The 14588-nt window shown below is 62.8% G+C and carries 13 protein-coding genes; 6 read left to right on the top strand and 7 right to left on the bottom strand.

The window, feature by feature from the left end:
• The first annotated feature begins 81 nt into the window (after nt 1-81).
• Complete coding sequence (locus tag BW994_RS06525; RefSeq protein ID WP_029311302.1) at nt 82-1053, top strand: GDP-mannose 4,6-dehydratase; 972 nt, start codon at nt 82-84, stop codon at nt 1051-1053.
• Nucleotides 1054-1060: 7 nt separating this feature from the next.
• Nucleotides 1061-1990: a GDP-mannose 4,6-dehydratase gene (locus BW994_RS06520; RefSeq protein WP_035228485.1), complete on the top strand. Its 930-nt coding sequence runs from the start codon at nt 1061-1063 to the stop codon at nt 1988-1990.
• Nucleotides 1991-2032: 42 nt separating this feature from the next.
• Here the strand turns inward: BW994_RS06520 and BW994_RS06515 are convergent, their stop codons facing one another.
• Together BW994_RS06515 and BW994_RS06510 are read right to left on the bottom strand one after the other, a co-directional pair.
• Entirely contained in the window at nt 2033-2956 is a 924-nt protein-coding gene (locus BW994_RS06515; protein ID WP_029311304.1) for a DMT family transporter, read from the bottom strand.
• Nucleotides 2953-3753 (bottom strand): creatininase family protein, encoded by an 801-nt coding sequence (locus BW994_RS06510; protein WP_029311305.1) that lies wholly within the window; start codon nt 3751-3753, stop codon nt 2953-2955. The genes BW994_RS06515 and BW994_RS06510 overlap by 4 nt, the downstream gene beginning before the upstream one ends.
• Before the next feature lie 74 nt (nt 3754-3827).
• On the opposite strand from BW994_RS06510, the gene BW994_RS06505 reads away from it, so the two are divergent.
• The 3 genes from BW994_RS06505 to BW994_RS06495 all read left to right on the top strand — a co-directional run bounded on the left by BW994_RS06505 (nt 3828) and on the right by BW994_RS06495 (nt 8011).
• Nucleotides 3828-5270, top strand: a complete 1443-nt coding sequence (locus BW994_RS06505; protein WP_029311306.1) for a mannose-1-phosphate guanylyltransferase/mannose-6-phosphate isomerase — start codon at nt 3828-3830, stop codon at nt 5268-5270.
• A gap of 173 nt (nt 5271-5443) precedes the next feature.
• Nucleotides 5444-6841: a TIGR03013 family XrtA/PEP-CTERM system glycosyltransferase gene (locus BW994_RS06500; RefSeq protein WP_051657248.1), complete on the top strand. Its 1398-nt coding sequence runs from the start codon at nt 5444-5446 to the stop codon at nt 6839-6841.
• Between the two features lie 72 nt (nt 6842-6913).
• Nucleotides 6914-8011 (top strand): PA0069 family radical SAM protein, encoded by a 1098-nt coding sequence (locus tag BW994_RS06495; protein WP_029311308.1) that lies wholly within the window; start codon nt 6914-6916, stop codon nt 8009-8011.
• A 76-nt stretch (nt 8012-8087) separates the two neighbouring features.
• On the opposite strand, the gene BW994_RS06490 is transcribed toward BW994_RS06495, so the two are convergent.
• From BW994_RS06490 to BW994_RS06480, 3 genes are all read right to left on the bottom strand, one after another.
• Nucleotides 8088-9455: an APC family permease gene (locus tag BW994_RS06490; protein WP_029311309.1), complete on the bottom strand. Its 1368-nt coding sequence runs from the start codon at nt 9453-9455 to the stop codon at nt 8088-8090.
• Between the two features lie 80 nt (nt 9456-9535).
• Nucleotides 9536-10909 carry a glutamine synthetase family protein gene (locus BW994_RS06485; RefSeq protein WP_245801529.1) on the bottom strand — a complete coding sequence of 458 codons (1374 nt, stop codon included), beginning with the start codon at nt 10907-10909 and terminating at the stop codon, nt 9536-9538.
• Nucleotides 10906-12297, bottom strand: a complete 1392-nt coding sequence (locus BW994_RS06480; protein ID WP_029311311.1) for an aspartate aminotransferase family protein — start codon at nt 12295-12297, stop codon at nt 10906-10908. The genes BW994_RS06485 and BW994_RS06480 overlap by 4 nt, the downstream gene beginning before the upstream one ends.
• On the opposite strand from BW994_RS06480, the gene BW994_RS19115 reads away from it, so the two are divergent.
• Entirely contained in the window at nt 12286-12525 is a 240-nt protein-coding gene (locus BW994_RS19115) for a hypothetical protein (protein ID WP_139334012.1), read from the top strand. The genes BW994_RS06480 and BW994_RS19115 overlap by 12 nt on opposite strands.
• Before the next feature lie 134 nt (nt 12526-12659).
• On the opposite strand, the gene BW994_RS06475 is transcribed toward BW994_RS19115, so the two are convergent.
• Nucleotides 12660-13226 carry a cupin domain-containing protein gene (locus BW994_RS06475; RefSeq protein WP_029311312.1) on the bottom strand — a complete coding sequence of 189 codons (567 nt, stop codon included), beginning with the start codon at nt 13224-13226 and terminating at the stop codon, nt 12660-12662.
• Between the two features lie 31 nt (nt 13227-13257).
• Nucleotides 13258-14379, bottom strand: coding sequence for an alanine dehydrogenase (ald, locus tag BW994_RS06470; protein ID WP_029311313.1), 1122 nt, complete (start codon nt 14377-14379; stop codon nt 13258-13260).
• Nucleotides 14380-14588: the final 209 nt, after the last annotated feature.

Raw genomic sequence — 14588 nt, 5'->3', positions numbered from 1 at the left:
TCTAGCCAGCGTGACCAATTCCGTCCAGAACGGCACCGGATTTTAAACTGAGTTCAATACATAGGATCGAGTGGAGCCAATATGAAGACAGCCTTGATCACCGGCATCACGGGCCAGGACGGCGCCTATCTGAGTGAATTTCTGCTCGGCAAGGGCTATCGAGTGATTGGCCTGATGCGTCGCTCGGCATCGTCGGATGTGATCGGCGAGCGGCTACGCTGGCTGGGCGTGATCGACCGGGTCCAACTGGTCGAAGGCAACCTGACCGATCTTGGCAGCCTGATCCGCACGGTGCAGACCTACGAACCTGACGAGGTTTATCATCTCGCCGCGCAGAGTTTCGTCGCCACCTCCTGGCAGCAACCCTCCCTCACCGGTCTGGTGACCGGCCTCGGCGCCGTCACCATGCTCGAGGCGGTGCGCATCGCGCGGCCGCAGGCCCGCTTCTATCAGGCATCCTCCTCGGAAATGTTCGGCAAGGTCCAGGCGATCCCGCAGTCCGAGACCACGCCGTTCTATCCCCGCAGCCCCTACGCCGCCGCCAAGCTCTATGCCCATTGGATGACGGTGAACTACCGCGAGAGCTTCGGGATGCATGCGTCTTCAGGCATATTGTTCAACCACGAAAGCCCGCTGCGCGGCATCGAATTCGTCACCCGCCGCATCACCGACGCTGTCGCCCGCATCAAGCTCGGCCTCACCGACCACCTCACGCTCGGCAATGTCGAAGCCAAGCGCGACTGGGGTCACGCGCGCGATTATGTCCAGGCGATGTGGATGATGCTCCAGCAGGACGAGGCGGACGATTACGTCATCGCAACCGGCCGCACCATGCGCGTCGCCGATTTCTGCGAAATGGCGTTTGCCGCGGCCGGACTTTCGATGGCCGATCATATCCGTACCGATCAGGCCCTGATGCGGCCGGCCGAGGTCGAACTGCTGCTGGGCGATCCGTCCAAGGCCGAGCGCAAACTCGGCTGGAAAGCGACCGTCACCCTCGAGCAACTCGCCGCCGAAATGGTCGAGGCAGACCTCGCCCGCCTGTCGCGCTGACACGGGCATGACGCCCGATCGCATCCTCATCACCGGCAGCACCGGCTTCGTCGGCGGCTACCTCCGGTCGGCACTAGCGGCCGAGTGGCCGGCTGCGGCACTGATCCCAGGCGATGCGGACGTGACCGATATCGCCGCGGTTCGCCGCATGATCGAGCAGGCGCGGCCGGATGCCGTGGTGCATCTGGCCGGCATCGCCTCGGTGCCGGCCGCGCGCCTCGCACCGGACCGGGCGTTCGCCGTCAATCTGGGCGGCAGCATCGCGGTCGCCCGCGCAATCATCGAAACGGCGCCGAACTGCCTGATGGTGCATGTCGGCAGTGCCGAATGCTACGGCGGCAGTTTCCGCGCCGGCACCGCGCTCGATGAAAGCGCCGCCTTGGCACCGCTGAACACCTACGCCGCGACCAAGGCCGCCGCCGACCTCTCCCTGGGTGCAATGGCGGCGGAATCCGGCCTGCGGCTGGTCCGGTTCCGCCCGTTCAACCACACCGGTCCGGGCCAGTCCGATGCCTTCGTCATCCCAGCCTTTGCCGCCCAGATCGCAGCGATCATGGCCGGCAGCCAGCCGCCGGTCATCAAGGTCGGTAATCTGGATGCGGCGCGCGATTTCCTCGACGTGCGCGATATCGTTCGCGCCTACACCCTCGCCATCGCACATGCGAACGACCTGATGCCCGGTGCCATCTTCAACCTCGCCTCCGGCACCCCCCGCCGGATCGGCGATATCCTGCACACCATGATCAGTGCTGCCGACCGCCCGATCACGGTCGAGATCGACCCCGCCCGCCTACGCCCCGTCGATATCCCCAGCGCCTTCGGCGACGCCACGGCAGCGGACCGGATCCTCGGATGGCGGCCGACCATCGACCTGACGACCACGCTGCAGGACATGTTGACGGCAAATACACGCCCGGAACGGACGCAAATTCCATAACGAACAGCGCCTTCCGGGATCAGCGATCCGCTCAGCCGCACCTCACCCGATGCCGGCGGCGGCGATCATGATGACGCCGAGGCCGACCATGACAAGTCCGGTGATTTCGCCGGGTTTGGTGCGCTCTTTCAAATAGAAATGGCCGACCGCCAGGGTGAACAGGATTTCGATCTGGCCGAAGCCGCGCACGAGAGCGACGTTGGTGAGCGCGAAGCCGATGAACCAGCAGCCGGAACCAAGCGCCGATAGCACGCCGATCGGCGCAGCGCGGCGCCAGATGAGCAAGGTCTTGCGCAGCTCCGCAGGGCTGCGGATCGCCATGAAACTGCCCTGGGCCAGGGTTTGCAGCGTGTTGGCCAAGGCAAGGACGAGCATGGCTTTGAGCAGGATGGGCGTGGTCGGGGGCAGCACCAGGGTCGCATTGCGCAGCACGATGGCGGTGATGGCGAAGGCGAAGCCGGACCCGAGGCCACACAGGGCGGCGGGTTGGACGGAGGCGCGCAGCAGCGCGCGCGGCGCCATCGACTGACCGGCGAGCGAGAGCGCGAGAACCCCGGCCACCGCAAGCATGATGCCGATGATGGCGATAGCCGGGATGTGGGCACCGAACAGCAGCACCGAGACGATGACGAGCTGGGCAGCCTCGGTCTTCGCGTAGGCGGTACCGACCACGAAGTTCCGGTGCGCGAAAGCCATGATGAGCAGGTTGGTGCCAAAAATCTGAGCGATCCCGCCGACCAGGCAGAGAGCGGTAAAGCCCCAACCGAACGATGGCAAGCCAGCCCCCAGCGCGGCGAGGGTTGCGGCGAGTAGGGCGTAATCGACCGGCAGCGCATACAGGTACCGCACGAAACCGGCACCGCCGGGGCTGAGCGTGCCGCGCAACCGGGCTTGCAAGGCGGTGCGCCAGACCTGAAACAGCGCGGCTGCAATCGTGACTGGAATCCAGGCGGGTATGAGGCTCATGGCTGGGCGGCGGCGTGATCGCAAAAACGCGCGACCAGGGCGACGAGATCTTCAACCACGGCGGCACCGAGCGCGGCGGTGGCCCTTGTGGCGTCGGCGGTGGCCGAATTGGGTGCGATTTCAGGGTATTCGAGCGGCGCGTCGATCTCGATATCCTCGAAGCCGATGGCACCGAACCCGGCAACCGGGCAGCCGAACGCCTGTGCCGCGGCGGCGGGCGACACAGCGCGGTCGGGCCTCGCGTGATCGGGACGCAACGCCAGGGTGATCGAGGCCAGGGGCTCGCCGCCGTGCCCGAACCTTTCGCCAGCCGGGCCGATGCGGCGTTCCATCAGGCGGCGGGCGATTTTCCAGAGATAGACCGAGGGAATGATCGGCCCGCCAGCGCGGCGGATGGCGAGGGTGACTTCGTGGATCAGCGGCACGTTGCCGCCGTGGCCGTTGAGAATGATGACGCGGGTAAGTCCGTTGCGGCGGAGATCCGCCAGCAGATCGGACAAGACGGCGCGGAAGGTGGCAGGGGCGAGCGCGAGACCACCGGGGATCGCGCCGAAATGATCGGCGGCGCCGAACGGCAGGGTGGGCGCGATGAGGGTGAGCGTGCCTGCATCGGTGGCGCGGCGGGCGATGTGTCCGGCGATGATTGAGGCAAGCCGGAAATCACCCATCGGCGCGTGGGCACCCTGGTCTTCCTGGCTGCCGAGGGGGAGCAGGACAAGCGGGCGTTGGGCAAGCAGGCCGAGCAGGCTGGCGCTGGTCAGGTCATCGAGCTGCAGAGTTTGTTGTGGTGCGGTCATGAAATCCCCCTCGCCATGCTGGACGCAAAGCGTATCCGCTGGCAATGAAGCGCGCGTGATCGATGGGGATATGCATGGCTGATGAGACTGTGACGCGGAACGAAACGATCGTGCCGGTGATTTTGTCGGGTGGCACGGGGACACGGCTGTGGCCGGTTTCGCGCAAGGCGTATCCCAAGCAGTTCTGGCCGCTGATTTCGGCGCGCACGATGTTGCAGGAGACTGCCGGCCGCGCGACCGGTTCCGGGTTCGCCCCGCCGGTGGTCGTGGCGAACGAGGAGCATCGGTTCATCGTGGCTGAACAGTTGCGCGAGGCGGGGGCGGTCGGGGCGCGGATTCTGCTCGAACCGATGGGGCGCAACAGCGCGCCGGCGATTACCGCCGCGGCGTTTCTGGTGGCCGAGGTCGATCCCGACCAGGTCATGTGGATCATGGCGGCGGATGCCGCGATTTCGGATGGGGATGCGTTGCAGGCGGCGCTGGCGATTGCCGCGAGGGCCGCGCGGGAGGGGTTCATCCTGACATTCGGCATGCATCCGACGGCGCCGGAAACCGGCTATGGCTATATCGAGCAGGGCGCGGCCCTGGCCGGGCATGACGGGGCGTTCCGGATTGCGCGGTTCATCGAGAAGCCGGATGCAGTGACGGCGACGAGCCTGTTGGCGGATGGGCGGCATTTCTGGAATTCGGGGATGTTCGTGGCGACCGCGCGGACACTGCTTTCCGAGATCGAACTGCATGCACCGGAGGTGGCGCGGGCGGTGCGGGTGGCGTTCGATGCGCGCCGGCCAGACCTGGATTTCATCAGACTGGATGCGGCGGGTTTCAGCGCGGCGCCGGATATCAGCATCGATTACGCAATTGCCGAGAAGACCGATCATGCAGCTGTGGTGCCGGCGGCGATCGGGTGGTCGGATGTGGGCTCGTGGGCCGCGATCTGGGAGGTTGCGGAGAAGGATGCGCGCGGCAATGCGGTGATGGGCGATGCCGTGATTGAAGAATCCGACGGTTGTTACGTGCGCAGCGAGGGTGCGGTTACTGCGGTGCTGGGGCTGAAGGACGTGGTGGTTGTGACCACCAACGACGCGGTGCTGGTGACGCATCGGAGCCAGACGCAGAACGTGAAACGGGTGGTCGAGCGGTTGAAGCGCAACAAGCGACCGGAGGCCGAGGCGCATACCAGGGTTTACCGGCCCTGGGGCTTTTATGAGAGCTTGATCGAGGGCGACCGGTTCCAGGTCAAGCGGATCGTGGTGCTGCCGGGTGCCAAATTATCGCTGCAGAAGCACTTTCATCGGGCGGAGCACTGGGTGGTAGTGGCGGGATCGGCGCTGGTGACGCGGGATTCCGAGACGCATCTGGTGCGGGAAAATGAAAGCCTCTACCTACCGCTCGGCTGCATTCATCGGATGGAAAATCCTGGAAAGATCCCCTTGACGCTGATCGAGGTGCAGTCGGGGGCCTATCTCGGTGAAGACGATATCGTTCGCTATGAGGATACGTACGGTCGCAGTTGAGCCGGCGGCCGCACGACCCGATTGAATGCCGCATGAGTTGGGATTATGCGACATATATGATATTCCTCTGGGCTTTTAATTATTTATCAATTTATTGCGCGCATTGTCCACCTCAATGGAAGGGGCTGGACAATGCTGGGTTGCTTTCTCGGGCTTAAAAGGCTGGGCGCCCAATGAACTCGAGCGTCATCATGTTCTGCATCGATGCGGCACTGATCGCGATCGTCTGGCCGTTCGCTGCGTGGTACGCGCTACCGCAGCGACTGCCGCAGGTCGATCTAGAGATCGTGGTCATTCTCGCGCTGTATCCCGCCGCCAATCTGATCGCGCTTTATGCACTCGGCCTTTACCGCCGGGACGTGATTCTGACGGTTCGGCGATCGATCCGGCGATTGCCGCTGGTGGTCGGCATCGGAACTCTGGCAGCGTCGGCAGTGTTTCTGCTGCTGCCGTTCGTGCTGGCGACGAACCATCACGGCTGGCCGCGGCATCTGCCGGACCCGCTGTTCGTGGCCGCGTCGATCTGTTTTACCGGCTGCGGTGTCACAGCGCGGCTGGCATTTCTGCGATTGCGCAAATCCGGGCTTCTGAAACGGCGTTTGCTGGTGATCGGTGCGGGGAAACGCGCCTGGGACCTGGTTTGGATGCTGCAAAGCGAGGGGCGCAACCTGCATTACGACGTTACGTTCGTGCATGATCCGAGTTTCGGCCCGATCGATCCGCGACTGGAACATGAAAATACGCTGCGGGTGATACAGGCGCCGGACGGGATATTGCAGACGGCGCGGCGCCTGCGCGCGGAGCAGATCGTCATTGCGCCGGACGAGCGTCGCGGCATGGCGCTGGACCGACTGATCGACTGCAAAATGGCCGGATACCCGGTTTATCAGTACATGAGCTTTCTGGAGACCGAGATCAGGCGGATCGATATCAAGCGCCTCGACCTCTCATGGTTACTATATTCTGACGGATTTTCCTTCAACATGTTCGACCGGGCGCTGAAGCGTGCGCTGGATGTTTCGGTCAGCCTGATTCTGCTGGTCGGCACATCTCCCTTTCTACTCGGCGGCATGCTGGCGGTCTGGCTGCAGGATCGGGGTTCACCCTTCTACTCGCAGATGCGCGTGACCAAGGGCGCGCGTCATTTCAAGATCCTGAAGCTGCGAACCATGCGACTGAACGCTGAATCGGCGGGCGCGGTATGGGCCGATGCCAAAGACCCAAGAATCACGCGGGCCGGCAATTTTCTCCGCCGCACCCGGATCGATGAGATTCCGCAATTGTTCAATATTCTGCGGGGCGACATGTCGTTTGTCGGACCGCGGCCGGAACGGCCTGAGTTCACCGCCAAACTGGCCGCCCAACTGCCGCTGTACAACGAACGGCACATCGTGAAAGCCGGGCTGACCGGCTGGGCGCAGATCAATTACCCCTATGGCGCCTCGCTCGACGATGCGCGCTCCAAGCTGAGCTATGATCTGTATTATGTGAAAAATGCCTCGATCGCGTTCGATCTGCTGATCATTCTACAGACCTTGCGCGTGGTGCTCTGGCCGTCCGGAGTTCGATAGCCGCGAAACAGATTTGTTCGTATTTTGTTCTTGACTTTCGATACTGTTCCAATGGTATGATCCGAACATATCATGAACGCACGCACAATCATTCCCCGGCATACCACATTCGAGAAACGCGGCATCGCGCAGGACCCGGCCAACCGGTTTGAGTCCAGCCATCGCGATTCATTCGATGACGGGTGGGAAACCCTGGCCGAGGCAGGACCCGCCACACCGACCGTTCTGATCCGCGACGCCACCCGGTCGATCATCAGCCGTAACGACAGCCCGGATCTGGGCTTCGACCGCGGGCTCAACCCGTACCGAGGCTGCGAACACGGCTGCATCTATTGTTACGCAAGGCCGACCCACGCCTATCTCGGCTTCTCGCCGGGCCTCGATTTCGAAACCAAGCTGATTTTCAAGCCGGATGCCGCATCGCTGCTGGAACGGGAGTTGTCGCGCAAATCCTATATCCCCTCCCCCATCGTGCTCGGCTCCAACACCGACCCGTATCAGCCGGTCGAACGCCAGTTGAAACTGACCCGCGCGGTGCTCGAAGTCCTGGACCGGTTCAATCACCCGGTGAGCGTGATCACCAAATCCGCCGGCGTGCTGCGCGATGTCGATATTCTACAACGCATGGCATCACGCAATCTGGCCCGCGTGCATCTTTCGATCACCACACTCGATCCGCGACTCGCCCGCGCCATGGAACCCCGCGCCGCCAGCCCGGCCCGGCGGCTGGACGCCGTTGCCGGATTGGCGGGCGCCGGCATTCCCGTCGGCGTTCTCGCCGCACCGATGATCCCCGGTCTGAACGACGCCGAACTCGAAGCCATCCTTGAATCATCCGCCAACGCCGGCGCCACCTCCGCCAACGCGATCCTGCTGCGCCTGCCTCACGAAGTCGGCGCGCTATTTGAAAAGTGGCTGAACCGCACCATGCCGGATCGGGCCGCACGCATCCTGAGCCTGATCCGCCAGACCCGCGGCGGCGCGCTCAATGACCCCAATTTCACCAGCCGTTTTAAGGGAACCGGCCCCTACGCCAATTTGCTCACCGCACGATTCAAGCGCGCCGCCCGACAGTTCAACCTCAGCGAAACACCGCCCCCACTCGACTGCGCGCGCTTCGCCCGCCCCCTCCCCGCGCAAGGCCCAGGCACGCAGATGTCGCTGTTCTGATCGGGCGGATCGCGCCGATGTCGAAAAAGGCCAAGGGCGTCGCGGCCCCTGGCTTTGCTCGAGCACCGACACAACTCTACGACGCTGTGGCAGGAGCCGCCGTGGTGCGGGTCGGGCGGAAGAAAATGATACCCGCGACGAGCCCACCAATGCCGACCAGATTGGTCACCAGATTGAACGTGGTGATGGCGTAGAGGCCCATGGCGAACAGAAAAATGGCGCTAAGGGCGGGGAACAGACACAGGCCGATCCATAACGGGATCGATTCACGGTAAATATCGCGCATCACCCAGGCCGCCACGAGCCCGGCAAGACCGTAATAGTAGGCCACCTGGATTCCAATGGCATTGACCGAGTCGGTGATGATCGCGTTGATCGAGGGCATCAGCGAAGAGACCCACAGCACGACGAGGCCGACGCCGATCAGCAGATACATGGCACGAACCGGAGTTTCGGTACGTTCGTCGACCATGCCGAAGTGGCGCGAGAGGGCGCCGTCCCGGCCCATGGCGAACAGGGTACGCGAGAATTGCAGCATCGTCGTCTCGAGTGTTGCAATCGACGAGAGGATGACGGCAATCGAGGCAATCAGACCGCCGGTACGCCCGAGGCCCGAGGCCACCGCGATGTTGTAGATGATGTTGTCGCTGTACCCTTGCGCCGCCTTGGTCGTGAACAGCAGCAGCGCGGCGAGGGTGAAGGCGACATAGTAGGTAATGGTAACGAACACGCTGCCAAAGCCGCCGTTGCCGGCGTTGATTTCGGCGTCCTTGGTCTCTTCGGCGAGGTTGGCTGTCACGTCCCACCCCCAGTAGAAAAACACCACGACCAGAGCGGTCGCGGCGAACCCGCCGGCGGTATAGTGAAAGCCGAACCACGACCACGAAAACGGATTGACCGCGCCGTGGGCAGCAACGTGGACGAACGCAGCGATCGCCACGACCGCGAGGATGACCAGTTCAATCGTGCTCATCACCAGCTGGATTTTGCTGGTCAGTTTGATGCCGGCGATCAACACGACGGCGATCAGCAGAAACCAGAGCGTTGCGACGCTGGTGGTAGCGAGCACGCTTTTGGTCAGCGCGGGGGCGATGAAATTCAAGGTGGAGGTCGCAATCGGCAGGCTGCCGGTGACCATGAACACCATCGAGGCGACCAGCAGTGCCCACCCCGAGAAGAAGCCGAACAGCCGACCGAACACGCGGGTGGTCCATTCATAGGCGGCCCCGGCGTTGGCCATTCGCTTGGTCAGCGCCTTGTAGGCGACGGCGATGCCCAGCATGGGTACCGCGAAGATGATCAGGCTGCCCGGCGATAAAAATCCGGCGGTGCCGATCAGCGCCGCGGTGGTCACGGCGATGGTATAGCCCGGCGCACTGCCGGCGATACCCATGACGATCGACTCGATAAACGACAATGAATTCGCTCTCAACTCCGTTCGCATCGTTGCTCTCCTGTACGGTTGAAGTCCCTGGCGTCGTTTTGGTTTCTTGTTATGTCATGTCGTGACAATGGCTGGCATTATCAGGCATTTTTCAGATAGGCATCGTACTCGACATCCGATATACGCCGGCGGAACTCATCGATTTCCTGGCGTTTGCAGGCAGCAAAAATGCCCTGGAACGCGGCGCCAAAAATGGCGGCGCTGCGGGCCGATCCGGCGAAGCGATCGGTGGCGGCACTCCAGGCAATCGGCAGCCTCGGCGCGGCCGCACCGGTTTTATCGCCGATCGATTCCGGACCAGGGTCGGCTCGGTCCGCAATTCCATCGAGCATGGCCCCAAGCATCCCGGCGAAGGCGAGATAAGGGTTGCAATCGGCACCGGCGACACGGTGCTCAATCCGGGCGGCGCGGGGCTCAGCATTGATCACGCGAACGGCCGAAAGCCGGTTGTCGTGCCCCCAGTCGCCGAATACGGGGGCGTGCGTGCCCGGCGCGAAGCGGCGGAACGAGTTGGCGTGGGGGGCAAGCACCAGCATGGTATCGGGCATCGCAGCGACCAGCCCGCCGAGCGCATGATACAGAACAGGGCTGGGCTTTTCGGCATCGCCGGTAAAGATGTTCAAACCCTTTCGATCAAGCACCGACATATGCACATGCATACCGCTGCCCGCCCAGTTGCCGAACGGTTTGGCCATGAAGGTGGCGGCGAGCCCGTGCTTGCGGGCAATCTGCTTGACCGCGCGCTTGAACAGCACCGCATCGTCGGCAATGCGCATGGCATCCGGTGCGTAGCGCAGGGTGACTTCGAACTGGCCCGGGCCGTTTTCGCTGATCAACGTGTCGAGCGCGATACTCTGGCTGGAGGCGGCACGCAGCAGGTCGCGCAGGATCGGCTCATAATCGTGGATTTCCCACAGGCCCATCGTATCGGTCTGCCAGCCGCGCCAAGCACTTTCATCGGCGCCGCGCGGGGCGATGCGCTGGCCGCCGGTGCGGTTGGGATCGACCAGATAGAATTCGAGCTCGACCCCGACCGACGGCGTAAGCCCCTGGGCGGCGTAACGGTCGAGCACACGGGCCAGAACGCCGCGTGGGTCCGCATAGAACAGCGAGCCATCGGCTTCACGCATGGTCAGCAGCGCCTGGGTCGCATGACCTTCGGCCCATTGCATGCGGGTGACGCTGTGCGGCACGGCGATACAGGTGCCATCGGGGTCGCCGGTATCGAACGCGATGCCGCCTTCGACAATATCCCGGCCCCAGATGTCGAGCAGATAGGCCGAGCGCGGGATCGCGATGCCCTCGCCTAACAGCGCGCCAGCCTTGTCACGTTGCAGCCATTTGCCGCGCGGCACGCCGTTGACATCGATAATGAAGGCTTCGATCAGCTCGCTCTGCCCCAGCAGCGCGAGCCTGTCTTCATGCGATGACACGATATCCACTGCGCCCGTCACAGGATTTCGGAACGGATATCGGCCTGGGTCGCCATGATGGCGGTCGTCGCCCGATCGACCAGATCGTCCATCTCGGCATCCGTGATGGTCAGCGGCGGTGAGAACACCATGGTATCGCGCACCGCACGCATCACCAGATTGTTAGAAAAACAATGATCGCGACAGAGCGCACCGACGCGGCCGCGCTTCTCGAAGAACCGCCGTGTGCGCCGATCAGCGGTGAGTTCGATCGCGCCGATCAACCCGGTGCCACGAATTTCGCCGATGATCGGCTGGTCGCCCAGCGCCGCGATAAGTTTGGCACGCAGCTTGATGCCGCTGGCCTCGGCGCGAGCGGCAAGGTGCTCGGATTCCAGAATATCAAGATTGGCAAGCGCAACCGCGCAGGCGACCGGATGGCCCGAATACGTGAAGCCATGATAGAATTCACCCGTATCATTGATCAGCACATCCGCCACGCGGTCCCCCACGAGGACCGCGGAGAGCGGAATGTAACCCGAGGTGATCCCTTTCGCGAGGGTCATGAGGTCGGGCGTAATGCCGAAGGTTTCGCTGCCGAACATGCGCCCGGTGCGCCCGAACCCGCAGATGACCTCATCGGCGATCAGCAGAATATCGTGCGCGCGGCAGATCCGCTGGATTTCCGGCCAGTAGGTCTCTGGCGGGATGATGACGCCGCCGGCCCCCTGGATCGGCTCGCCGATGAAGGCGGCAACATTCTCGGCACCGATTTCGCGGATTTTGTCCTCGACCTGGCGTGCGGCAAAAAGGCCGAATTCCTCCGGACTCATCTGACCGCCATAACCATACCAATACGGCGGCATGACATGGGCGAAATCGGGCAGGGCCGCGCCTTGGCGATGCATGTCGACCATGCCGCCCGCAGCGGCACCCAGCGTGGTCGAACCGTGGTAGCCGAATTCGCGGCCGATGATGACGCGCTTGGACGGCTGGCCCTTGGTGATCCAGAAGGTGCGGGCCATGCGCAGCGCGGTATCGACCGCTTCAGACCCCGAACACGCAAAAAAAGCGTGGTTGAGATCGCCGGGGGCCATCGCCGTAAGGCGTTCGGCAAGGCTGATGACCGGGCGGGTCGCGGTTTTGAAAAACGTATTGTAAAACGGCAGAGTTTTCATCTGCGCGGCCGCGGCATCGACCAGTTCCTGGCGGCCGTAGCCGATCGCAACACACCAGAGGCCGGCCATGCCATCGAGAATGCGGTTACCCACATCATCGGTCAGATAAACGCCCTCGGCGCTCGTGATGATCCGAACTCTACCCTGGTGGAGGGATTTATGGTCGGAAAACGGGTGAAGATGATGCGCGGCATCGGCCGCCTGCCAGTTGAAATCACTGTCCGAGACGGTAGAAGCGAGATGATCAAGCATGAAATAACTCCGATGTTAGAGCTGAACAAGCGGCACAACGGCCGCCGGGCTGAAACGATCAGGAGCGGTGCGGGCTGTAGCCGATGCGCGCGCAAAGCCGAAGAAGCTCAGCATGCGCGTCGCGGTCATATTTGTTCGGAAAACACAGCATTATTACTGTTTTATCAACATATCGGTTCTGGTTCAAGCAATTTCGTATTTAAGGCAAAGCAAGCGCTTCTTTTTTGAAAAAAACCAGCAAAAAACTTTCTGTGATCTGGGGCACGGGCGTTTGAACCGGCACAGGCCCAGATCAACAAAGTTTTGTTTGCTTCTTTTTTGTTCACAAAAAAGAAGTGCTTGCCCTCTCTACCCTTCCCTTTTCAAAAGCTGGGCGGTGTATTCGCACTGATGACTTCACATAATTCATCGAACGGATTGCGAAACCGGTGCGGAATGCGGCTTTTGAAGTAATAGGCATCGCCCGCGCCAAGCGCTTGTTCCTGATCCCCCACGGTGACCAACAAGCGGCCACGCACGATCACGCCCGCTTCCTCGCCATCGTGGCGAAGCATCACTTCGCCGGTGTCGGCACCGGGGCGGTAGGTTTCGTGCAGCATCTGCAGCGCGCGCTCCTTCAGGCGGCGGCCCACCATCCGGAACGAGATCTGATCCTCGAACGCAATTTCAGTAAGGTCCGACGCCCGGAAAAACACGTCTTCGGGCGCTGCGAGATCGATCGTGAAAAATTCCGCGAGCGACATCGGAATACCGTCGAGAATTTTCTTGAGCGAAGAGATCGAAGGGCTGACCCGCGCCTGTTCGATCAGCGAGATGGCGCCGTTGGTGACGCCGGCGCGCCGTGCGAGTTCGCGCTGCGTCAAGCCGAACACCTGACGCATCCGTTTCAACCGCGCGCCCACCCCCACTTCCTCGGAACCGGCTTCCATGGACCCCGCGATGCGTGCGTCCACGGCCCGATCAGGCCGCCGCGAGCACGAGATCCGCCGTCAGAACCACTTCACCCAGTGCTGTGGCAACGGCCGGATGCACGATACGGCCTTCCGCCACGTTAAGCCCCGCGCGAAGATGCGGATCGCTGCGCAGCGCCGCTTTCCAGCCGTGATCGGCCAGTTTCAGCGCGTAGGGCAGGGTCGCCTGCGCGAGGGCGAAGGTGGAGGTGCGGGGCACCGCGCCAGGCATGTTGGCGACGCAATAATGCACGATCCCGTCAACAATATAGGTCGGATCATCATGCGTGGTGGGCTTGCTGGTCTCGAAACAGCCGCCCTGGTCGATCGCGACATCGACCAGCACGGCACCCCGGCGCATCTGGCCGAGCATGTCGCGCGTCACCAGCTTCGGCGCGGATGCACCGGGTACGAGCACGGCGCCGATGACAAGATCGGCGTGGAACACCGCATCCTCGATCGCCTCTGCCGTGGCGAACAGAGTTTTCAGGTGCGGGCCATACAGATCGTCGAGTTGGGCGAGGCGGCCGATCGATTTATCGATGATGGTGACATCCGCCCCCATGCCCAAAGCGATGCGCGCAGCGTTGGTGCCGACCACGCCGCCGCCCAGCACTGCCACGCGCGCGGGCGGCACACCGGGCACGCCGGCGAGCAGCACGCCGAGGCCACCGTTGGCCTTTTGAAGCGACACCGCTCCAACCTGCACGGCCATGCGGCCGGCAACTTCACTCATCGGCGCCAGCAGCGGCAGGCGGCCGCGTTCATCCGTCACGGTTTCATAGGCGATCGCAATGACACCGGACTGCATCAGCAGCTTAGCCTGCTCGGGGTCCGGCGCGAGGTGGAGATAGGTGAACAGGATCTGGCCGGGGCGCAATTGTCTGCATTCGGCCGGCTGGGGTTCCTTGACCTTCACGATCATTTCGGCGCGGGCGAAAACGCTCGCTGCGTCGGGCACGATTTCAGCACCAGCCTTGGCGTAAGCGGCATCGTCCATGCCGATGCCCTCGCCCGCACCGGTTTCGATCAGGATTTGATGACCATGGGTGCGGAGTTCGCGCACCGAGGCAGGCGTCAGGCCAACCCGGTATTCATGATTCTTGATTTCCTTCGGAACGCCGATCAGCATGCAGAACTCTCCTCGTCACCAGGATGCCGTTTAGAATAATCAACAGCTTTACTAAGGCTGACGCGGCGGCGCAATATCATTTCGCCGGCCTGGGGGCGTCAGGCGCGATAAGACGGCGATCACGAAACGGTCATTCGCGTATTGTTGATTATTCTTGACGATGCGGAAAACTTTGGCGATGCTTCGCGCTAGGGAGCGACCTCAGCACG

This window comes from Acidiphilium rubrum (assembly GCF_900156265.1).
GTDB lineage: Bacteria > Pseudomonadota > Alphaproteobacteria > Acetobacterales > Acetobacteraceae > Acidiphilium > Acidiphilium rubrum.
The sequence above is the reverse complement of the archived record's forward strand: the minus strand, read 5'-3'. Positions and strand labels throughout refer to the sequence as shown.